This is a genomic window from Rhizobium sp. WW22 (assembly GCF_047041135.1).
Classification (GTDB): Bacteria; Pseudomonadota; Alphaproteobacteria; order Rhizobiales; family Rhizobiaceae; genus Rhizobium.
Map to the genome: position 1 here is coordinate 2,055,560 of NZ_CP178198.1, position 21,360 is coordinate 2,076,919.

16 protein-coding genes and 3 pseudogenes are annotated in these 21,360 nt (G+C 58.5%); 12 read left to right on the top strand and 7 right to left on the bottom strand.

What is annotated here, in order from left to right; genetic code table 11:
- Nucleotides 1-114: 114 nt before the first annotated feature.
- Nucleotides 115-1,797, bottom strand: a complete 1,683-nt coding sequence (locus tag ACK83U_RS10175) for a formate--tetrahydrofolate ligase (RefSeq protein WP_112604816.1) — start codon at nucleotides 1,795-1,797, stop codon at nucleotides 115-117.
- 168 nt (nucleotides 1,798-1,965) lie between these two features.
- On the opposite strand from ACK83U_RS10175, the gene ACK83U_RS10180 reads away from it, so the two are divergent.
- Nucleotides 1,966-2,481 (top strand): TIGR00645 family protein, encoded by a 516-nt coding sequence (locus ACK83U_RS10180; protein ID WP_112604813.1) that lies wholly within the window; start codon nucleotides 1,966-1,968, stop codon nucleotides 2,479-2,481.
- 14 nt (nucleotides 2,482-2,495) lie between these two features.
- Here the strand turns inward: ACK83U_RS10180 and ACK83U_RS10185 are convergent, their stop codons facing one another.
- Entirely contained in the window at nucleotides 2,496-3,461 is a 966-nt protein-coding gene (locus ACK83U_RS10185; RefSeq protein WP_112604810.1) for a hypothetical protein, read from the bottom strand.
- Nucleotides 3,462-4,026: 565 nt separating this feature from the next.
- Here ACK83U_RS10185 and ACK83U_RS10190 point away from each other — a divergent pair.
- Complete coding sequence (locus ACK83U_RS10190; RefSeq protein WP_015340671.1) at nucleotides 4,027-4,758, top strand: helix-turn-helix transcriptional regulator; 732 nt, start codon at nucleotides 4,027-4,029, stop codon at nucleotides 4,756-4,758.
- Nucleotides 4,759-4,893: 135 nt separating this feature from the next.
- Here ACK83U_RS10190 and ACK83U_RS10195 read toward each other — a convergent pair whose 3' ends face one another.
- The 4 genes and pseudogenes from ACK83U_RS10195 to ACK83U_RS10210 all read right to left on the bottom strand — a co-directional run bounded on the left by ACK83U_RS10195 (nucleotide 4,894) and on the right by ACK83U_RS10210 (nucleotide 8,376).
- The gene (locus tag ACK83U_RS10195; protein ID WP_112604807.1) at nucleotides 4,894-6,033 is read right to left on the bottom strand and encodes a DUF2333 family protein; all 1,140 of its coding nucleotides are present in this window, start codon (nucleotides 6,031-6,033) and stop codon (nucleotides 4,894-4,896) included.
- Nucleotides 6,034-6,230: 197 nt separating this feature from the next.
- Nucleotides 6,231-7,253 (bottom strand): hypothetical protein, encoded by a 1,023-nt coding sequence (locus ACK83U_RS10200; RefSeq protein ID WP_112604805.1) that lies wholly within the window; start codon nucleotides 7,251-7,253, stop codon nucleotides 6,231-6,233.
- Between the two features lie 66 nt (nucleotides 7,254-7,319).
- Nucleotides 7,320-7,706 (bottom strand): c-type cytochrome, encoded by a 387-nt coding sequence (locus ACK83U_RS10205; RefSeq protein WP_112604802.1) that lies wholly within the window; start codon nucleotides 7,704-7,706, stop codon nucleotides 7,320-7,322.
- A gap of 89 nt (nucleotides 7,707-7,795) precedes the next feature.
- Nucleotides 7,796-8,376, bottom strand: a pseudogene (locus tag ACK83U_RS10210) (thymidine kinase).
- 234 nt (nucleotides 8,377-8,610) lie between these two features.
- Here ACK83U_RS10210 and ACK83U_RS10215 point away from each other — a divergent pair.
- The 9 genes and pseudogenes from ACK83U_RS10215 to ACK83U_RS10255 all read left to right on the top strand — a co-directional run bounded on the left by ACK83U_RS10215 (nucleotide 8,611) and on the right by ACK83U_RS10255 (nucleotide 17,818).
- Nucleotides 8,611-9,567, top strand: a complete 957-nt coding sequence (locus ACK83U_RS10215; protein WP_112604796.1) for a choline ABC transporter substrate-binding protein — start codon at nucleotides 8,611-8,613, stop codon at nucleotides 9,565-9,567.
- 172 nt (nucleotides 9,568-9,739) lie between these two features.
- A complete protein-coding gene (choW, locus tag ACK83U_RS10220) occupies nucleotides 9,740-10,597 on the top strand; it encodes a choline ABC transporter permease subunit (protein ID WP_112604793.1) in 858 nt (285 codons plus the stop codon).
- On the top strand, nucleotides 10,594-11,643 hold the full coding sequence (gene choV / locus ACK83U_RS10225; protein ID WP_112604788.1) for a choline ABC transporter ATP-binding protein: 1,050 nt from the start codon (nucleotides 10,594-10,596) through the stop codon (nucleotides 11,641-11,643). The genes choW and choV overlap by 4 nt, the downstream gene beginning before the upstream one ends.
- A gap of 36 nt (nucleotides 11,644-11,679) precedes the next feature.
- Nucleotides 11,680-12,165: pseudogene (locus ACK83U_RS10230) on the top strand (HugZ family protein); the annotation flags it as partial.
- Between the two features lie 372 nt (nucleotides 12,166-12,537).
- Entirely contained in the window at nucleotides 12,538-12,855 is a 318-nt protein-coding gene (locus tag ACK83U_RS10235) for an ArsR/SmtB family transcription factor (RefSeq protein ID WP_015340680.1), read from the top strand.
- 343 nt (nucleotides 12,856-13,198) lie between these two features.
- The gene (locus ACK83U_RS10240; RefSeq protein WP_112399126.1) at nucleotides 13,199-14,527 is read left to right on the top strand and encodes an aspartate aminotransferase family protein; all 1,329 of its coding nucleotides are present in this window, start codon (nucleotides 13,199-13,201) and stop codon (nucleotides 14,525-14,527) included.
- A gap of 121 nt (nucleotides 14,528-14,648) precedes the next feature.
- Nucleotides 14,649-15,051: pseudogene (locus tag ACK83U_RS10245) on the top strand (endonuclease domain-containing protein).
- 168 nt (nucleotides 15,052-15,219) lie between these two features.
- Entirely contained in the window at nucleotides 15,220-16,917 is a 1,698-nt protein-coding gene (ade, locus tag ACK83U_RS10250) for an adenine deaminase (RefSeq protein ID WP_112604781.1), read from the top strand.
- Between the two features lie 85 nt (nucleotides 16,918-17,002).
- On the top strand, nucleotides 17,003-17,818 hold the full coding sequence (locus tag ACK83U_RS10255) for a DUF2066 domain-containing protein (RefSeq protein WP_162708021.1): 816 nt from the start codon (nucleotides 17,003-17,005) through the stop codon (nucleotides 17,816-17,818).
- Between the two features lie 18 nt (nucleotides 17,819-17,836).
- Here ACK83U_RS10255 and ACK83U_RS10260 read toward each other — a convergent pair whose 3' ends face one another.
- Nucleotides 17,837-19,483, bottom strand: coding sequence for an alpha-glucosidase family protein (locus ACK83U_RS10260; protein WP_112605611.1), 1,647 nt, complete (start codon nucleotides 19,481-19,483; stop codon nucleotides 17,837-17,839).
- A 291-nt stretch (nucleotides 19,484-19,774) separates the two neighbouring features.
- On the opposite strand from ACK83U_RS10260, the gene ACK83U_RS10265 reads away from it, so the two are divergent.
- Nucleotides 19,775-21,355: a peptide ABC transporter substrate-binding protein gene (locus tag ACK83U_RS10265; protein ID WP_112399129.1), complete on the top strand. Its 1,581-nt coding sequence runs from the start codon at nucleotides 19,775-19,777 to the stop codon at nucleotides 21,353-21,355.
- Nucleotides 21,356-21,360: the final 5 nt, after the last annotated feature.

The window sequence follows — 21,360 nt, forward strand, 5'->3', positions numbered from 1 at the left end:
GGCCTCCGCCAAGGTCAATACGTTAGATATCGTAACGGGATGGGATGACAACAGTCCTGGGTGCAACCGCCGAACCGGCACTTCCCGACAGAAAAGTTGAATCGGATTCTGAACTTAAAACAATCCTTCGATGTAGCCTTGATCGTTGAGGAAAATCCTCTCTGCTGCCGGCGATTTCGGCAGACCGGGCATGGTCATGATCTCGCCAGTGATGACGACGACAAAGCCGGCCCCCGCCGAAAGCCGTACCTCGCGAATAGGCACGATATGGCCCTCGGGCGCTCCCCGGACATTCGGATCGGTCGAGAAGGAATATTGTGTTTTCGCCATGCAGACCGGCAGATGGCCGTAACCTTGATCCTCCCACGATCTGAGTTGATCACGCACGGCCTTGTCGGCGGTCACTTCGCCGGCATGATAGATCTTCGAGGCGACGATCTCGATCTTCTCCAGGAGCGGCAGATTGTCCGGATAGAGCGGCTGGAATTTCGCCTGTCCGGATTCGGCAAGCTCCACCACCTTATGTGCGAGGTCGGTAATGCCGGCCGAACCTTCGGCCCAGTGCCGGCAAAGGATCGCCTCGGCGCCGAGCCGTGCGACATAATTCTTCAGCGCCTCGATTTCGGCCTCCGTGTCCGAAACGAAATGATTGATGGCGACGACGACGGGAACGCCGAACTTGCGGACATTGGCGACATGCCGGCCGAGATTGGCGCAGCCCTTCACCAAAGCTTCCACATTCTCCCTGCCAAGATCGTCCTTTTTGACACCGCCATTCATCTTCAAGGCCCGCACCGTCGCGACGATGACGGCCGCATCCGGCGAAAGCCCGGACTTGCGGCATTTAATGTCGAAGAATTTTTCCGCTCCGAGATCGGCGCCGAAGCCGGCTTCCGTGACCACATAATCTGCAAGCTTCAGCGCCGTGCGCGTCGCAATCACCGAATTGCAGCCGTGGGCGATATTGGCAAAGGGGCCGCCATGCACCAGCGCAGGATTGTTCTCCAGCGTCTGCACGAGGTTCGGCTGCATGGCGTCCTTCAGGAGCACGGCCATGGCGCCATCGGCCTTCAGATCGCGGGCATAAACCGGCGTGCGGTCGCGGCGATAGCCGATGATAATGTTGCCGAGCCGCTTTTCCAGATCCTTGAGGTCGGATGCCAGGCAGAGGATCGCCATCACCTCGGAGGCAACGGTGATGTCGAAGCCGCCTTCGCGCGGAAAGCCGTTCGCAACGCCGCCAAGCGACGATACGATATCGCGTAGCGCCCGATCGTTCATGTCCATCGCCCGCCGCCACGTAATGCGCCTGAGGTCGATATTCTGCTCGTTGCCCCAGTAGATGTGATTGTCGATCAGCGCCGCTAGCAGATTATGCGCTGACGTGATCGCATGGAAATCGCCGGTGAAATGGAGGTTGATGTCCTCCATCGGGATGACCTGCGCGTAGCCACCGCCGGCCGCCCCACCCTTCACGCCGAAACACGGACCGAGCGAGGCCTCGCGCACGCAGACTACCGCCTTCTTGCCGATGCGGTTCAGGCCGTCGCCGAGGCCAACCGTCGTCGTGGTCTTGCCCTCGCCCGCCGGCGTCGGATTGATCGCCGTGACGAGGATCAGCTTGCCATCTTTCTTGCCGGCCTGCGATGCGATGAACCCGGCACCGATCTTTGCCTTGTCGTAGCCGTAAGGTGCGAGATCTTCCGCCGGTATCCCGAGCTTTGCGCCGATCTCCATAATTGGCAGCTTCTTTGCTGCGCGCGCAATCTCGATATCGGATGCCACGGTCGTCGCCATAAGTCTCGCCCCCGAACGTACGGTCATTTCCCTGTCGGGATAAACCAATATCTATCGGGTGTGAATAGTGGCAAAGCACTCTGCTAGTCGAAACGCACCGCCTTGTCTAAGGACGCAGGCGTGCCTATTTTCGGCGTCCAATGCAAACCGAGAAGGAAAGATGAAGATATGAAGTCCCTGGAATTGCTGGTCGAGCGCATCATCCTCTCCAGTCGCTGGCTCCTGGTGATCTTCTATCTCGGCCTTGCCGCTTCGCTCGCCGTCTACGCCGTTTCGTTCGCCTATAAGTTCTACAAGGTGGCGATCAACGTCTTCGCCTATGACGAAGCCGACATGATCCTCGCCATTCTCGGCCTTATCGACGCCGCCCTGGTGGCAAGCCTGATCGTTATGGTAATGATTTCGGGCTACGAGAATTTCGTCAGCCGCTTCGACGAGGCCGAAAATGGAGGCGAGGTTTCCTTCATCGGCAAGCTCGATTCAGGCAGCCTCAAGATCAAGGTCGCCTCTTCGATCGTCGCCATTTCCTCGATCCACCTGCTGCAGATCTTCCTGAACGCTACTCAATACGACAACGCCAAGCTGATGTGGTTCACCATCATCCACCTGGCCTTCGTCGTGTCCGCGCTATTGTTGGGCTTCCTAGAAAAGATCATGGCGAAAGCAAAAGCCAGGGATAGCTGAGGCCGGGTCAGCGGCTACTTGCCGGCCATTGCCGATACGCTGGTCATCGGCGCAGCGGTCGCCGACGGTGCCGGCGCGACACAATCGGAAATCGATTGATTTTCCTTGCAGTTGCGCGCGGAGACTAGAGCGTCGGCATCGGCAAGCTCCGTCGTCAGCTTCAGCCTCAACGCGTCCATCTGCGAAAGCAGATGAATGCCGTTCGGGTCGGTTCCAAGCATCAGATCGACAAGTCCCCGGTCCACACCCATTTTGTCGAGAAAGCTCACCAGCCTCGTCCTCTGCGCCTTGTCGAGCTTCGTCGTATCGTATTTACCGACGAATTTGCGGCCGATTTCCTTCTTGGAGATGATCTTGCGCCTGCCGTCCACCATCTCATATTCGGTGCGATACTGGACGCGCACTTCGCTATAGGTGGTGGTGATCTGGTGAACGCCCAGCAGCGCGAAGGGGCTGGAAACGCGCTGAACGCCGCCTGCAAAAAACAAAGGGCAGGCCGAAAAGCAGATTGCGCCGTCGGAAAATGGCTGACCTGTGATCGAGCCATCCTTGGCAAAAGCAGCCGAGCAGATCGGCTCGGCATAGGGGCACGCCCGCGAGCGGGTGCGGCCGACTGCGATCGAAAGCTTTTGCTTGCGAATGATGCGAGCCATCTCCATCGCTGCCTTGACATCGCCCCCCGGCGAACTGACGACGACTGGCAGTTTACGGTTGCTAACCTGCTTCAGGATTTTCTGCAGCTTCCGCGGCGTATCCGCCATGATCTGCCCTTCGGCGGAGATCCAGTCCGGGCAAGTGCTATCGGCTCGGCATTGGCCCATCTCGCCGTGAACCAGCAAAAACTGCATCGGCGCGCCACCGACCGCGCCGGCAGCTTCAGCCAGCGCAGGCGAAACCAGAAAAAGCGAAACGCCGGTGACGAACCACAACAGCGTTTGATAACAGCACGCCCCAAGCTGCGGAAAGAAGCGAAAATTCATAAGCTATACGCCTGCAAGCGATTACTTTGGCAAGACCGATAGCAACCGCTTTGGGCCTCCGCAAGGCGCACCAACACGGCGATGCATCATTTGATTAAAACTCATGGCCGCCTTCACGGAAAGTCCCGCGTGCAAAGAAGTACGTTTCCAAAAATTGGCTACCGACGAACTCAAAAGCGTGAGATCTCATGCCAGCTTATGCTGTGGGCGATAAACTGCGAACGGTACAAAACAGGCATTCCTGACGCGCCGCCCAAAGTGCAGAACCCAGTTCAAAACCTCGGTTTTAGGCTTAATTTTGACATAGTGGGGAAGCGTCGTCAGACCCCTTCGATCGGCTCGGCGATGACGTCAAATGTATGATCTCGTCGAGATCCGGCCAACGAAAGAGTGGTCGCGGGCACTTATCGCCCATTTTGGGCGAAGACTGGGAGAATTGTATGTTTAAATATTAAAATATATGAAAATGAAAATTATTTCTGGCCGTGTGGTATTTTTGCGTCTAGCATTCACTCATAAATCGAGTATTTGATATCGATACCACGCCGCGGACACCTTAACTCATATGTCCTATATCATTACCGCCGAGAGACAATTGCTGCTTTCTGCCGAGTTGGCTGCCGCTCGGACACAGGCGGCGTTTGCAATGGGCCTGGAACGGACGGGATCGGCTTTTGGCTTCAGCCATGTGGCTCTGATGAACGCCCCGGTTCCCGATGATACGATGATGACGCCGCTGCTTATCGAGGGGACGGTGCCCGCACAGTTCGTGCGTGAGTTCGATCGGCATCATCTGGTTCGCCGCTGTCCTATGCTGCTGCGCACGCGTGATTCAGTGATGCCGCGCGCGTGGCATCTGCTGGAAAAAGATGCCGAACCTGACGCCGATGTACCGGGCGAGCTTCGAGCACTCCTGATTAGCTACAATTGTCCGATGAGCGTCATAATCCCGGTCAATGCTCCGGATGGCCAGCGCCTCGTTTTCTGGTTCATGGGCAATCGCAATAGCCTCGGCCAGAGTGAAATCAACGAACTCACCTTGATCATGCTGCAGGCGCTCGATTCCTATAATTGCCTCAAGCGCAACGGTGGTGCCGCGCCGCATTCGCTTTCCGCGCGCGAGCTGGAAGTGGTCCGCTGGACGGCCCAAGGCAAGACCTCGGTCGAGATCGGCCAGATTCTTTCGCTCTCCGACCATACGGTCAACGCGTATATGATGAACGCGATCAAGAAGCTCGATTGCGTCAACCGTACCCAGCTCGTCGCAAAAGCCATCCGCCTGAAGCTGATCAGCTAAAGCTTTCCGCTTTTCTTCGAATCGCGAAAACGCTTTATCTTCTTGTTCTTACGCAGTTCCGGACGCAAAACTGAGCCCGGCAGCCGGGCTCAGCGTCGGTGTCCGCCTACTGGGTCTACGCCCGCTAAGCTTCGTTTAGCGACCGCCCAGGACCGTGCGGATTTCCACGAGGCTCGAACGCACCCGCAGAATATGGAAGCCCATGGTTGCAAGATGGCTCGGCATGAAGGAGCTGTCTTCAGGCCCATTGGAAATGATGAAAGGTTGAATGCGCAAAGCCGTCTGCAGCTGCGTCGTGACATCGGCCCAGAGCGTGGCGACATTGCGTTCGGCAATCACCTGCTGGAAATCCGAGCGGGCCGCCATCAGGATACCGTAGCTCGCATAAAGCTGCCCATAGGCAAACCAAAAACGATCGTCAGCCCGCATATCCAGCCAGCCATAGCTGTGATCCCCCGCCCTCCGGGCCAATATATCCGCCGTGCTGCCGAGATCGTTGGCAATATGGTCGACGAACTGCAGGAGGTTGTCGGCACGTCCATCGAAAATCGCTTTGCAATTGCCGAGGTCGCTATTGAAGCTGCGCAGATTGCTCATTGCAGCGCGATAATAGCTTGGGCTCGGCGTCTTCGGTCCGAAGGGATGCAGGCCGAAATACCAGCTCGACTCGTCGAACTGCAGGTTGCCGCGCGCCTTCTGCAGATCGCTGTTGATACCGGATGTTCCGCGTACACGGCCGAGCGTATCGACCAACTCCGCCGAGGTGCGGCGAACGACCGAATTGATGCCCCGCTGGAAGGAAGCCTTGTTGTCGAGGAAGGGCGTGTCATCCCATGAAATGCCGAAGAAGCCGAGCTTGTAGAGCAGCATCGAGGAAATCCAGGCATTCTGGTTGACGTTGAAATCGGTCAGATCGGTGGCAACGTCGACGACAGCCGAGGTTTGGCAAGTCTTAGGTGCTGTTGCAGCCGCCTGCTGACCATCCGTCGCAGGCAGCTCCTGTCCGGCGGAATATTTGCGCTCGGAGAATTTGTAGACGTCCGGATAGGCCGGATTGAACCCGGTCCAGACCTGCGTTTGCCAAACGAAATAGACATAAAGCAGTGCCATCAGCGCCACGAAGGCAGCAAGCGGCAGCTTGATCAGCCAGTTGCGCTGCCGATACCAGCCATGAACGGCGAGAAATGGCCAGCTTAGCCCGACGAAAACCAGTCCCAGCCAGCGTGCGATAGCGGCCCAGATCCGCTTGAAGAACGCCGTGATCGAGTCAAGCATGGACACGCCTCCTAAACCCTACCGCGCATCCCGCCGACACGCGAAAGACGCACCACACCAACCTGCGCAATGGACGCCGCGAAAATCGCCGCGGTCCTCGGATCATTAAGTCCTTATCGCCACTCGCGTTCCAGCAAATATGTGTTCTTGGGAAAAACAACAACCGTCCGAACGGAATTTTCCGTGACGGACAGCAATCAACCCTCAGGTTGCGTCTCTTCCGCCACTTCGCTCGAATCTGAGGATGCGTGCAGCGGATGAGGCTCCAACCGTCGTTTGAAGACAGCATCTACATGAGCCTTGCGCACGGCAAGATCATGCCCGGCCAGCACATTCGCCTCGAAGGCCTGGATCAGGCTCTCGACCGCTCCCGTTCGCGAAACCCCAATCGATGCCGGCTCCACTTCTGACGCCAATGCCTTGAGCAGGGCGATCCGCTGCTCGATATCGACGCTCAGCTTGGCTGCCATCGCGCCGATGGCGGCGATCTGATTGTTCAGGGCAGCCGCCAGCCCTTCGTAAATGTCTATGAGGCGCTGCCGCACGGTGCGGCGGGATTGAAGCTCCTGTTCTTGCCGCCGAATATCATCCTGCTCTGTCACCAGAGCGCGATAGTCCGCTTCGAGTTCGGACTGCAGATCGGCATGGCGTGAGGATGGGCGGTTGCGCCTCTGATACATGAACTTTTCCGCCAAGACATCGGCCCGGCGCTGCACCTCCTCTATCTCGAAATCGAGCTTCCTTCGCCTCTCGATCACGCCTTCGAGTTGAAGTTCGCATTCATGAAAGCACCGGGAGAATACGGGTCTCGCCTGCTTGAAAAGAAGATCGAGTTCGGCCGATACAGCAAGGGCCGCGTCGACATTGACGATGATCTCATCCGGCCCCATGGGTCTGCGTGCAAGCACCCGGCTGAGCAAGCCTGCATTTTCAAGGCCAAGCTTCTCATTGAACAATCGCCGATGCTGCAGATCAGCCTCGTCGGTCGCATGATCCAGCTCTTTGACGAGCGACAGGGCGACTGACTTCCAACGGTCGAGCAATTCGACCGCTTCGCGAACAAATGCCTCTTCGACGGGAAAATTAACTGCTGCGGCGTGCTCGCTGTCCCTGGCGTGGCGGGCGAGCGTCGCCACTGCCGAATTCGCGTCGTTCATAGCGTCTTCGAGCGTCGTGCGCGCCCTGTCGAGCATGCCATCGAAGGAATGAGGCCTGAGCATGAAAACATTCCCACCTTACCTTTGGCAAGACTAGCTGCTTCCGGAGGCGAAGGAAATGCTCGAACGCTACTGAGCAGCGGCCGGGTTCTTCAGATAGGCGATGAGATTGTCGAGATCCTTGTCACTTTTCAGGCCTGGAAACGCCATCCGGGTGCCTTTGACGAGGAATTGCGGCGCCGGCAGATATTTCCGCAGCAACGCCTCATCCCAGACCTTGCCGTCAGCCCCGAATGCCCTCATCGCCGGCGAGTAGGCGTAATCCGGCTTGCTTGCGACGGCTCGCCCGACAATCCCCATCAGCGAGGGACCGACGCGATTATCAGGGCCGGTCGCCGTGTGACATGCCCCGCATCTCTTGAAAACGGCGGCACCGGCGACCGCGTCGCCATCCGCGAGCACAGCGGAAGCCGAAGCGAACAGGATGACAGCCGACGCCAGACATTGCAGTTTCATCGTCTCTCCCCGTCAGCCTCGACTTCGATACGCAATTACGTGCCGAAAATAGTCAGAACCGCTATCGAAAGTCTGCACGAGCGGCTGCTTCACTCGCAGGTAATCGCCTCTTCCCAATGACGACGGCAGAGCGAAACATATTTGTCGCTGCCGCCGATCTCGATCTGCGCGCCTTCGCGGACGACATTGCCGGCAGCGTCCAAGCGCACCACCATCGTCGCCTTGCGCCCGCAATGGCAGATGGTGCGCACCTCGCGCAACTCGTCGGCGATGGTTAGCAGCTCCTGCGATCCCGGAAACAGATGTCCATGGAAATCCGTGCGTAGCCCGTAGGTCATGACCGGAAGATCGAGGCGATCGACGATATGGGCAAGCTGCCAGACCTGCTCGCGCGTCAGAAATTGGGCCTCATCGACGAAGACGCAGGCAAGCGGCTCCTTTGCATGCATTTCATCGACCATCGCATAGAGATCGTCGCTGGTTTCGAACGGCAAGGCATCCATCGCCAGTCCGATGCGCGAGGCGATCGTGCCGCGGCCGGCGCGATCGTCGGAGCCGCGATGAAAGCCGCCGTGCGCATGCCGCGCTCCTGATAATTATAGGCAGCCTGCAGCAGCATGGTCGATTTGCCGGCATTCATCGTCGAATAATGGAAGTAGAGCTTGGCCATGACATTCTCCTTGAATGCTTCATGGGAGCTGCGCGACGATAAGAAAAGATAGTCTCGGCGAAAACCACAGGATTCAGACAGGCATGGCCGAGGGCGCAAAAGCCTTGGCAACCGGCGGACATAAAAAGGCGGGCGTCGCATTCAGCCCCCTCAAACCGCCGCAAATACACTGTGGTCGCTTGAAAATGTCAGTTATTGATGGTTGCTTGGGAACGTTAGACTGGGAGTCACGCAATGATAAAAATGACCCTTACTGCATTCGCTTTCGCCTCAACTCTCTCCGCACTGACATTGGGCGCCACCGCGGCCTCCGCGGCCGAGCCGGCGAGCTGTAGCACCGTACATTTCGCCGATGTAGGCTGGACCGACATCACCTCCACCACGGCCACCGCCTCCGTTCTTCTGAAGGCGCTCGGCTACGACACCGACGTCAAGGTGCTCGCCGTCCCGGTGACCTACCAGTCGCTTAAGAACAAGGACATCGATGTCTTCCTCGGCAACTGGATGCCCTCCATGGCCGAGAACATCAAGCCGTTCGCCGCGGACAAGTCGGTCGAAACCGTGCGCGCCAACCTGGAAGGCGCCAAGTACACGCTCGCGACCAACGAAAAGGGTGCCGCGCTCGGCATCAAGGACTTCAAGGATATCGCCGCTCATAAGGACGATCTCGACGGCAAAATCTACGGCATCGAGCCGGGCAACGACGGCAACCGTCTGGTAATCGACATGGTCGACAAGAACACCTTCGGCCTCAAAGGCTTCGAAGTGGTTGAGTCCTCCGAGCAGGGCATGCTGGCGCAGGTGTCCCGCGCCGACAAGGAAGGCAAGCCGATCATCTTCCTCGGCTGGGCGCCGCATCCGATGAACACCACCTACAAGATGACCTATCTCACCGGCGGTGATGACGTGTTCGGACCGAACTTCGGTGGTGCGACGGTCTATACCAACGTCCGGGCCGGCTACCTGCAGGAATGCCCCAACGTCGGCGCCTTCGTCAAGAATCTCGTCTTCTCGCTGCCGATGGAAAACGAAATCATGGGCAAGATCCTGAACGACAGCAAGGAGCCGGAGGCGGCTGCCACCGAATGGCTGAAGGCCAATCCGTCGGCGGTCACGCCCTGGCTTGCCGGCGTCACCACCAAGGATGGCGGTGACGGCCTGGCGGCGGTCAAGGCCAAGCTCGGCCTGTAATACGAGGATGGATGGAGGGGCGGCCAAACCGCCCCTTTCTCTTCCTTGAACGGACTGCTTGCTTTCGCGTCCCGCCATCACTCGGACAATGGTCCGCCTGGCGTGACAGACCGTTATTCTACGGCGGCATCTCCGGCATCATACGCAACAATCGGAAACGCCGCCCCCAATCATGGGCAAAGATGTGAACTGGTTAACCGATTACCGCATCCCCATCGGGCCATGGGCCAAAGCCGTCGTCGACTGGCTGACGAGCAACGTCACGTGGTTCTTCGACGGCCTTTCCTTCCTGGTCGCGCACGGAATCAAAGGGCTGCTGTTCCTCTTGCAGGCACCGCATCCGCTGATCGTCGTCGTCGCCTTCACGGCACTTGCCTATTGGATGCGCCGGAGCGTCACCATCACGGTCCTCACCCTGATCGGCCTGCTGATCACCATCAACCAGGGCTATTGGAAAGAGACGACCGAGACGCTGGCACTGGTATTGGCCTCCACCTTCGTGTGCATGCTGGTGGGCGTGCCGCTCGGCATCGCGGCAGCACGCCGTCCCTGGCTTTACGCCATCATGCGACCGATACTCGATCTGATGCAGACCATCCCGACCTTCGTGTATCTGGTGCCGGCAATGATCCTGCTCGGTCTCGGCATGGTCCCGGGCCTGGTTGCCACCGTCGTCTTTGCTCTTCCCGCACCGATCCGCATGACCCGCCTCGGCATTATTTCCACTCCCCCTTCGCTCGTGGAGGCAGCTGAATCCTTCGGTGCGACGCCTCGCCAGGTTCTGCGCAAGGTCGAGCTGCCCTTTGCCACGCCGCAGATCATGGCTGGCCTGACGCAGACCATCATGCTGTCACTCTCGATGGTCTCGATCGCGGCACTCGTCGGCGCCCCTGGGCTCGGCGTCCCCGTGCTGCGCGCACTGAATAGCGTCAATGTCGCCAAGAGCTTCGATTCCGGCGCCTGCATCGTCATCCTGGCGATCATTCTCGACCGTATGTTCCGCGCGCCCGGCGAAGGAGACCACTCATGACTGTCGCCGTCGATTTCAAAAATGTCAGCATCATCTTCGGCGATCGTTCCGATGCCGCACTTAAACTCGTCGACGAAGGCAAGTCGCGCGACGAGATCGGCAAGTCCACGGGCATGGTGCTCGGCGTCGCCAATGCCTCGCTGCAAATCGAAGAGGGCGAGATCCTCGTGCTCATGGGGCTATCCGGCTCCGGCAAATCGACGCTGCTGCGTGCCGTCAACGGCCTGGCCCCGGTTGTGCGCGGCGAGGTCTCCGTCAACACCAAGAACGGCGCCGTCAACCCCTATTCCTGCACCCCCAAGGCCCTGCGCGACCTGCGCATGCACACCGTCTCGATGGTCTTCCAGCAGTTCGCGCTGCTGCCCTGGCGGACGGTCGCCGACAATGTTGGCTTCGGGCTCGAGCTTGCCGGCGTGCCGGATGTTGAGCGCAAGAAGCGGGTCGACGAGCAGCTACAGCTCGTGAACCTCACGCAATGGGCCAATCGCAAGGTCAATGAGCTTTCGGGTGGCATGCAGCAGCGCGTCGGTCTCGCCCGTGCCTTTGCAACCGGGGCGCCGATCCTGCTCATGGACGAGCCGTTCTCCGCGCTCGACCCGCTGATCCGCACCCGCTTGCAGGACGAGCTTCTGGAGTTCCAGCGCCGCCTGAAACGCACGATCCTGTTCGTCAGCCACGATCTGGACGAGGCATTCCGCATCGGCAACCGCATCGCCATCATGGAAAGCGGCCACATCATCCAGTGCGGAACGCCACAGGAGATCGTCAAGAACCCTGCCGACCAATATGTTGCCGACTTCGTGCAGCACATGAACCCGATCAGCATGCTAACGGCGCGGGATGTCATGCAGCAGGGCGTCGGACATTCGGCCAATGCAGGTTCCGTCACCGCGACGGCAACCGCCGCGACACCGCTCATCGATATTCTTGACGCCTTGACGCGCCAGCCGGGCAATATCGGTGTTGTTGACAATGGCACGATTATCGGAACGATCTCCGCGCAAGACGTGGTGTCAGGCCTCACCAGCCACCGGCGAAAGGAGTAGTTGTTCGCGACTGCTCCTCAATTCATGGAGCAGGCAATGAACGACAAGCCATCGGTGCTGAGGGAAACGGATGAGGATGCGCGCATTCAGGCGCGCGACCTCATGCGCAAAGCCGCACATGCAGCCTTGGCCGTCATCGATCCGGACACCGGCTTTCCCGCCGTCAGCCGCGTCCTGACTGCCATGGATGCCGATGGCGCTCCGGTCATCCTGGTCTCCGGCCTCTCCTCACATACCAAGGCTTTGATGAAGGACAGCCGCGCTTCAGCGCTCTTCGGCGAGCCTGGCAAGGGCGATCCTCTCGCCCACCCTCGCCTGACCCTACGTTGCAGCGCGGAGCGCATCGGTCGGCAAAGCCAAGCTCACAATCGCATCCGAACGCTTTTTCTCGATCGTCATCCGAAATCCAAGCTCTATATCGACCTTCCGGACTTCTGCTTCTTCCGCCTCGTTCCTCTGGATGCCAGCCTGAACGGCGGCTTCGGAAGGGCCTATATCTTGTCCTCGCAGGACCTGATGATGCTTTAAGCCGAAAACAGAGCGCGCCGGCAATAAATCATACAATAGTGCGAGAATTAGTAGTCGGACAGCTCGAAGTAGAAACGGCTGATATTGGCGGGTTGCAAATCTTCGGTGACCAAATTTGGCATATTTGCTGCTCCGAAACGATAAAAATCGACCTATTTTGGTCTAATCGAGCCCCTAGATGGGACGTTAGGGACGCCTGCATCATCGCCGGAGCATCATACGTACATATCTAAAACAGCATACTCGATACCTTAAATTTAGGTATATACAATCTTCGACCGCTCTTGGTATTGTTAGATATCGGTAAGGACCGGGTTGGAAATAGCACAATTTCTGATGTTCGCTCCGCATTGGGAAGTTTAAAAGATGAAGACAAGAGATTTGGCCGAACACTCTAATGTTGCGGCAGCACTATTATCAGCAATGGCGAACCCGAAGCGTCTTTTGATCCTTTGCAGTCTCGTTAAAGGCGAAGTTCCAGTTGGCGTTCTTGCCAATCAGGTCGGACTGAGCCAATCAGCACTTTCCCAGCATCTTTCGAAGCTTCGTGCCCAAAAGCTGGTCAAGACGCGTCGTGATGCTCAAACTATTTACTACTCCAGCACATCGGAATCCGTGATCCGTGTTCTCGAAACGCTGGAAGACATTTATTGCGAGCCGGAAAAAAGTAGATCGGCTGCCTAAGAGCTAAGATAGCTCCCGGCCTGTCGACGCATGATCTTTTTGGGGACAATTTAGATCTCGAAAGATCGACTTGCTTTCATTACCAGGTGTTTTACTGCTTTAACTGGCAAATCCTAGGATTTGCCAGTTTTTTCATATGGGGACTACCTCACGGTGCTTCGTGGCCCGTTTTCCTCCCCGACATGTTGACACGCATTCTTCGAGGCTCAACCTGTCGCTTTCACCGCCATCTTTGCCTTGACGCCAAAAAGGCGGCTGATAATTTGACCAAGCAGTAAATATAATAGCGCGGCGTAGGCCGTGGCCGGGAAATGGCCCCCCGAATTGGCCATTGGAGAACAGCATGTCGGACCGTTTGAATGCCGCCCCCAACGATTTGCGCGCCTTCTGGATGCCGTTTACGGCCAACCGCCAGTTCAAGAAGGAACCGCGCCTCTTCGTCAGCGCCAAGGATATGTATTACACTACCCATGATGGTCGGCAGGTGCTGGATGGAACTGCGGGCCTGTGGTGCGTAAACGCCGGGCACTGCCGCCCGAAGATCACCGAGGCCATCCGCCAGCAGGCAGGCGAACTCGACTACGCACCCGCCTTCCAGCTCGGCCACCCCAAGGCTTTCGAACTGGCGAACCGGCTGGTCGATATTGCCCCTGAGGGTATGGACCACGTTCTTTACACCAACTCCGGTTCGGAATCTGTCGAAACCGCGCTCAAGGTCGCGCTTGCCTATCATCGCGTGAAGGGCAATGGCTCGCGCTTCCGCCTCATCGGCCGCGAGCGCGGCTATCACGGCGTCAATTTCGGCGGCATCTCCGTCGGCGGCATCGTCACCAACCGCAAGATGTTCGGCACGCTGCTGACTGGTGTCGACCACATGCCGCACACCCATGTGCCCGGCAAGAACGCCTTCACGCGCGGCGAGCCGGAGCATGGCGGCGATATTGCCAGCGAACTGGAGCGCATCGTCACTCTGCATGACGCCTCGACGATCGCGGCCGTCATCGTCGAGCCGGTCGCCGGCTCCACCGGTGTGCTCATCCCGCCGAAGGGCTATCTGCAGAAGCTGCGCGAAATCTGCACCAAGCACGGCATCCTGCTGATCTTTGACGAAGTCATCACCGGTTTCGGCCGCCTCGGCACCCCCTTTGCCGCCCAATATTATGATGTGAAGCCGGATATCATCACGACAGCCAAGGGCCTGACCAACGGCGTCATTCCGATGGGCGCGGTCTTCGTCACCTCGGAGATTCACGACGCCTTCATGCAGGGACCCGAGCACATGATCGAGTTCTTCCATGGCTACACCTATTCCGGCAACCCGATCGCCTCGGCCGCGGCATTGGCGACGCTGGACACCTACAAGGAAGAAGGCCTGCTGACGCGCGCAGCCGAACTCTCCGACTACTGGGCCGACGCTCTGCACTCCCTGAAGGATTGCCCGAACGTCATCGACATTAGAAACACCGGCCTGATCGGCGCCATCGAGCTCGATCCCATCGCCGGCGAACCTACCAAGCGCGCCTTCACCGCCTTCCTGAAGGCCTATGAAAAGGGGCTCCTGATCCGCACCACCGGCGACATCATCGCGCTGTCGCCGCCGCTGATCATCGAGAAACATCACATCGACGAGTTGTTCGGCAAGCTGAGAGAGATCTTGCAGAATAATATCTGAGGCGAAATATCTCATTGCCTCCTCTCAATGAGACACAGTGATATCTGCGCATTCGAGGTATCCCCTCTCCCCACCTGCGGGGAGAGGGTTAGGGTGAGGTGCCGTTCACGGGGACAATAAGATGCGCGGTCCGGAACCTAAAACGACACAGCGCGCAAGAATGCTTCGGCAATCGGACAACGATGCCGAGGCAAAACTTTGGTCGGAACTTCGCAACCGTCGACTGAACAGCTTCAAATTCGTTCGGCAGTTTCCAATCGATCCTTATTTCGCTGACTTTGCCTGCGGAGAGCGATCCCTGGTCATCGAGATCGATGGCGTCACATGCCAACAGCAAGCACGATACCATTCGCGATGAATTCATGACCGCTGAAGGCTGGTCTGTCGCACGCCTCTGGAACATTGATGTCCTCACAGCCATGCCAGCAGTTCTCGAAACCATCGTAGCGATCTGCGAAGGCAGGTTGACCGAAGCTGTAGCAGCTCGTGATTTCAAATTTCTTCCGGCAGCGTGTTCGAAATAGGCCCTCACCCCAGCCCTCTCCCCGCTCGCGGGGAGAGGGAGTCTTAGTTCTCGCCAGGCCGTAAGAGACACTGCCCTATCAACAAATTCGGACAGATCCCCTCTCCCCGTAGAACGGGGAGAGGGCTAGGGTGAGGGGCTATACGGAATCACAGCGGGTAGGAAAGCCATGACCACCAAACTCGAACGCTATATCGACCAAGGCGTCGGCCGGGAGCCTGCGGATATCGTGCTGAAGAACGGACGCTTCTTCGATCTGGTGACGGGAGAGCTGGTCGCTTCGGACATCGCCATTTGCGGCGATCGCATCGTCGGCATCTGCGGCAATTACCAGGGGCGTGAAGAGATCGATATTGCCGGCCGGATTGTCGTTCCGGGCTTCATCGATACCCATCTTCATATCGAATCCTCGCTGGTGACCCCGCTCGAGTTCGATCGCTGCGTGCTGCCCTATGGCGTGACCACCGCCATCTGCGATCCGCATGAGATCGCCAACGTGCTCGGCACGGAAGGCATACGCTACTTCCTCGACTGTTCGCAGGAAACCATCATGGACATCCGCGTCCAGCTCTCCTCCTGCGTGCCGGCAACGCATCTGGAAACCTCGGGTGCCGATTTGCCGATCGAGAAGCTCCTGCCCTTCCGCAATCATCCCAAGGTTATCGGCCTTGCAGAATTCATGAATTTCCCCGGCGTGGTCCATAAGGATCCCATCTGCATGGCGAAGCTCGAAGCCTTCCAGGGCGGCCACATCGACGGCCACGCGCCGCTTTTGCGCGGCAATGACCTCAACGGCTATCTCGCGGCCGGCATCCGCACCGAGCATGAATCGACGACATCAGAGGAGGCGCTGGAAAAGATCCGCAAAGGCATGCATATCCTCGTGCGCGAGGGCTCCGTCTCCAAGGATCTGCACGCGCTGATGCCTATTATCACCGAGCGCCTGTCACCCCACCTCGCACTCTGCACAGACGATCGAAATCCGCTCGATATCGCCGAACAGGGCCACCTCGATTACATGATCCGCACGGCGATTGCCCATGGCGTCGAGCCGCTGGCGATCTACCGCGCCTCCTCGATCTCCGCAGCCCGCGCCTTCGGCCTTCGGGATCGCGGTCTCGTGGCGCCGGGCTGGCGCGCCGATCTCGTGGTTGTCGATAGCCTGGAAAACTGCAAGGCCGAGATCGTATTTTCCGCAGGCCGCCGCGTTACCGCCGAACTCTTTGCGACCCGCGGTTCGGTCGAGCCGGTCGGCCTCGACAGCGTCAAGGCCCGCCCGATCAATGCCGCCGATTTTGGTGTGCCGGTAGCAGAAGGCGAGAGCTCCGTCATTGGCGTGACGCCCGGCAAGATCATCACCCAACATCGCCGCTATCGCCTGCCGACCAAGGGCAACCAGACCGCTATCGACCTCGGTAACGACATCATCAAGGTCGCCGTCATCGAGCGGCATGGCAAGAACGGCAACCATGCCAACGGCTTCGTCCAAGGTTTTGGTTTGAAGAAAGGCGCGATCGCCTCCACAGTCGGCCATGACAGCCACAATATCTGCGTCGTCGGCGTCAATGAGGATGACATGGCGCTCGCCGCCAACCGCCTCAGTGATATCAATGGCGGCTTCGTCGTCGTCGAGGATGGCGTCGTGACAGGTGAAATCGCCCTGCCCGTCGCCGGCCTGATGAGCCTCGAGCCTTATGAAAGCGTGCGCGACACGCTGCATCATCTGCGCCAGGCCGCCTATGCCCTCGGCGCAACGCTGGAAGAACCTTTCCTCCAGCTCGCCTTCCTGCCCCTGCCCGTCATCCCGCATCTGAAGATATCGGACAAGGGCCTGGTCGATGTCGACAAGTTCATGCTGATCGGCTGACGGCGGCAATCGTCCGTCCTTGTTTCGATCCCTCATCTGGATTATCCTGTGTGCTTTCCTGCTCGGAAGCCGCAGGGAGGGGATGGTGCGAAATCTCGCCTATGCGACGAGTTGGCAGTTACTTGCGCTGCTGTTGACCGCCTCTCTTCCTGCCACTCAGGCCCAAGCCTTCATGCCTGACGATGTCTACACGAGCGTCTGTGTCGTTACCGGCCAGGGACCGGAAAATCGGATCAAGGGCTTTGCCGATTGCCTGGATAAGGTTCTGCCCCGCGTCTCCGGCAATTCGCGATTGACTGACGGCCCTCTCATGGGGACCGCTCGCGAGCATGCGGCCGACTACATCGAGGAATTCACTTATCGCGACAGGCTCGCGGGCCGTCCTATCCATGATGAGCAAGGCACCCACGACCGACCCTTCGACCTCACATGCCGCTTTCGCAAAGAACGCATCGACGATCTGCTCGAGAGGCTCGGCACCCGCCCTTGGCTCGCCAAGCGGCCGGTGCTCGAAATCCTGTTGACTGTCCGTCGTGGTGACTTGAGCTATCAGGTAACGGCCGAGAGCGGTCGCGATTTGGCCATGCGCGAAGCATTCACGGCAGCGTCCGATCTCACCGGCATCGACGTCGTTTTCCCTTCCGAGGGGAAGTTCCAAACCGGTTCGACAGCGGGCACCATTCCCTTATCAGGCGATTTGGAGTGGGATGAGAGCGCCCTAGGCTGGGTCGCGACGTGGACGCTAAGCGATCAGCAAAGCGGCATTGGACCGCACGACGTCATATGGCAGGTGCGAGGCGTCAGTTTCGACGATGCGTTCCGCACGGCCCTTAAAGGTGCCGCGCAGATTCTGTCGGTAAACGGCGAACCCGCCGGCGCCTTGGTCCCTGTCAAACAATAGGCCTTCGGCCAACTTCGATTATCCGACCCGGCCACAATAGACGTCCAGTGCGGCAAGCGCCACCGTCGCTCCGGCATCCGCCGTGCCAAACCCAGGCATGGCGATCGTCTTGCCGAGCTTGATATACTTGGAAAGTGCGATCTTCACCGGCTTGCGGGAGAGATTGAAGATGAAGAGCAGCGTCTCGCCGCCCTTGGAGCGCGTGAAGGCGAGAACGTCCTCCTCTGTGTCGAGGAAGGTCATATCGCCGTCGCGCAGGACCGGATGTTCTGCACGGAAAGCAAGCGTCTGCCGGTAGTGATGCAGCACGGAGTGCTCATCCGCTTCCTGCTTGTCCACAGCCAGAGCCGCGTGCTGGTAGGGAACCGGCAGCCATGACTTGTCGGCCGTTGTAAAGCCCGCATGAGCACGGCCCGCTTCCCAGGGCATCGGCGTGCGGCATCCATCACGCCCCTTGAATGCCGGCCAGAAGCGAATGCCATAGGGATCGCGCAGATCCTCGAAGGCTAACTCTGCCTCCGGCAGACCGAGTTCTTCGCCCTGATAGAGGCAGATCGAACCGCGCAATGTGGAAAGCAGCGAAATCGCGAGCTTTGCAACACGCGGCTGCTCCTCCTCCGTTTTGGCAAAGCGGCTGACATGCCGCTGGACATCGTGGTTGGAAAAGGCCCAGCAGACCCAGCCATCGACGACATTGTCCTGAAAATCGCTGACGCAACGGCGGAAATGCGCCGGCGTGAAATCAGGCCCTAAAAGGTCGAACGTGTAGCACATATGCAGCTTGTCGCCGCCGCTGGTATAGGCGGCCACGGTCTGCAGCGAGCGCGCACCATCCCCCACTTCGCCGACGGTCGCGCGATCCTCATATTGGTCGAGCAATGCCCGGAACCGCCGCAGGAAGCTGATATTCTCCGGCTGCGTCTTGTCGTAGAGATGGTTCTGCATCCCGTAAGGGTTGCTCTCGGGGGCATCGAGCCCGCCCGTTGCGACGAGCGCGGGCGGATTGTCGCGAAGCTTCTTGTCGCAGAAATAGTAGTTGACCGTATCCAGACGAAAACCGTCCACGCCGCGATCAAGCCAGAATTTGACGGCCGAGAGCACAGCATCCTGGACCTCAAGATTGTGGAAGTTCAGGTCCGGCTGCGAGGTCAGAAAATTGTGCTGGTAATATTGTCGGCGTACGCCATCCCACTCCCAACCCGGCCCGCCGAAAATTGACAGCCAGTTGTTCGGCGCGGTGCCATCCGGCTTCGGGTCGGCCCAGACATACCAGTCCGCCTTGGGATTGTCGCGGCTTGCGCGGCTTTCCACGAACCAGGGATGCCGGTCCGAGGTGTGCGAGATAACCTGGTCGATAATGACCTTCAGCCCGAGGTCGTGTGCTGCCGTCATCATCTCGTCGAAATCGGCAAGCGTGCCGAAAATCGGATCGACATCGCAATAATCGGCGACGTCATAGCCCATATCGGCCATCGGTGAGGTGAAGAACGGCGCCAGCCAGATCGCATCCACTCCTAGTGCGGCGATATGAGGCAGGCGCCGGGTTATCCCCCTGATATCGCCGAGCCCGTTGGCATCGGTGTCCTGAAACGACCGCGGATAGACCTGATAGATCACGGCCCCGCGCCACCAGTCGGCTCCCGCCGCTTTATTCGTCGATTTCATCAAACCGCCTCGATATCGCACAAGGCCTTCCAGTTTGCACACTCGTGCGCAGGCGGCAAGCCGCAAATCGGCCATCCGAAAAGCTCAACCATCGGCGGATAAATTCGCAGTATCAATTTAAGCGAATTATCAATATGAAAGTTCACACGCTAAGCATGCCCGACTTTTTTTAACTTGAAAGCGACGTCGCTTTCGATAACTTCGCGCATTGACCTGCACGTACAGGTCACCTGCGGATCAAAAACACCCTTGTAAAACAAGGACAAGAACTCCAGAAAGGTGGGAAAACATATGGCGCATATCACCAGAAAATTTATCGCTGCGGCTTTCGTCAGCACGATATTGAGCGTTTCCGCGCATGCCGCGACCCTCAATATCCACAACGGCGGCGACCCGACTTCGCTCGATCCGCAAAAAATTTCCGGCGATTGGGAGAACCGTATCGACGGCGATATCTTCGAAGGGCTGGTGACCGAAGATCCCAAGGACAACCCAATTCCCGGCCAGGCTGCAAGCTGGACCATTTCGCCCGACCAGAAGGTCTATACCTTCAAGCTTCGCGACGGCATCAAGTGGTCCGATGGCCAACCTGTGACGGCTCAGGACTTCGTCTTTGCCTTCCAGCGCCTGATGGATCCAAAGACCGCCGCGCAATACGCCTATCTGCAGTACACGATCCTGAACGCGGAAAAGATCAACAAGGGCGAGATCAAGGACCTGACACAGCTCGGCGTCAAGGCGATCGACGACAAGACGCTTGAAATCACGCTTGAAAACCCGACACCCTACTTCCTCAACGCCCTGATGCACTACACGGCCTATCCGCTGCCGAAGCATGTCGTGGAAGCCAAGGGCGACCAGTGGGTCAAGATCGGCAACATCGTCACCAACGGCCCGTACAAGCCCACCGAATGGGTGCCCGGTTCGCACGTCAGCATGGTCAAGAGTGACCAGTATTACGACGCCAAGGACATCAAGATCGACAACGTCAACTATTACACGCTGGAAGATCAGGCCGCTGCCTTGAAGCGCTATCGCGCCGGCGAATTCGATATCCTGACCTCCTTCCCGGCCGACCAGTTCGACTGGATCCAGAAGAACCTGCCCGGCCAGGCGCATGTGGTGCCCTTCCTTGGCACCTACTACTACGTCCTGAACTCTACCAAGCCGCCTTTCAACGACAAGCGCGTGCGCCAGGCTCTCTCCATGGCCGTCAACCGCGAGGTCATCGGCCCGAAGATTCTCGGCACCGGCGAACTGCCATCCTATTCCTGGGTACCGCCAGGTACCGCCAATTACGGTGAACCGGCCTATGTCAGCTGGAAGGACGAGCCCTACAAGCAGAAGGTCGAAGAAGCCAAGAAGCTCTTGAAGGAAGCCGGCTTCGGTCCCGATCACCCGCTGAAGGCTCAGCTGCGCTACAACACCAACGACAACCACAAGCGCATCGCCGTTGCGATCGCCGCCATGTGGAAGCCGCTCGGCGTCGATATCGAGCTCTACAACACCGAAACCAAGGTGCATTACGATGAAATGCAGCGCGGCGAGGTGCAGATCGGCCGTGCCGGCTGGCTCGCCGACTACAACGATCCGATCAACTTCCTGAACCTGCTGTCCACCGGCGTCGAAATGAACTACGGCCGCTGGAGCAACAAGGACTACGATGCTCTGATCAAGCAGGGCAATGAAGAGATCGATCTGAAGAAGCGCGCCGAGATCTACAAGAAAGCCGAGCAGCTGGCCCTCGACGACAGCGCCGCAATCCCGATCTACTACTACGTTTCCCAGAACATCGTCGCCCCGAAGGTCCAGGGCTTCGTCGACAACATCCAGGACATCCACCGTACGCGCTGGCTGTCGGTTAAAGAATAATTGGG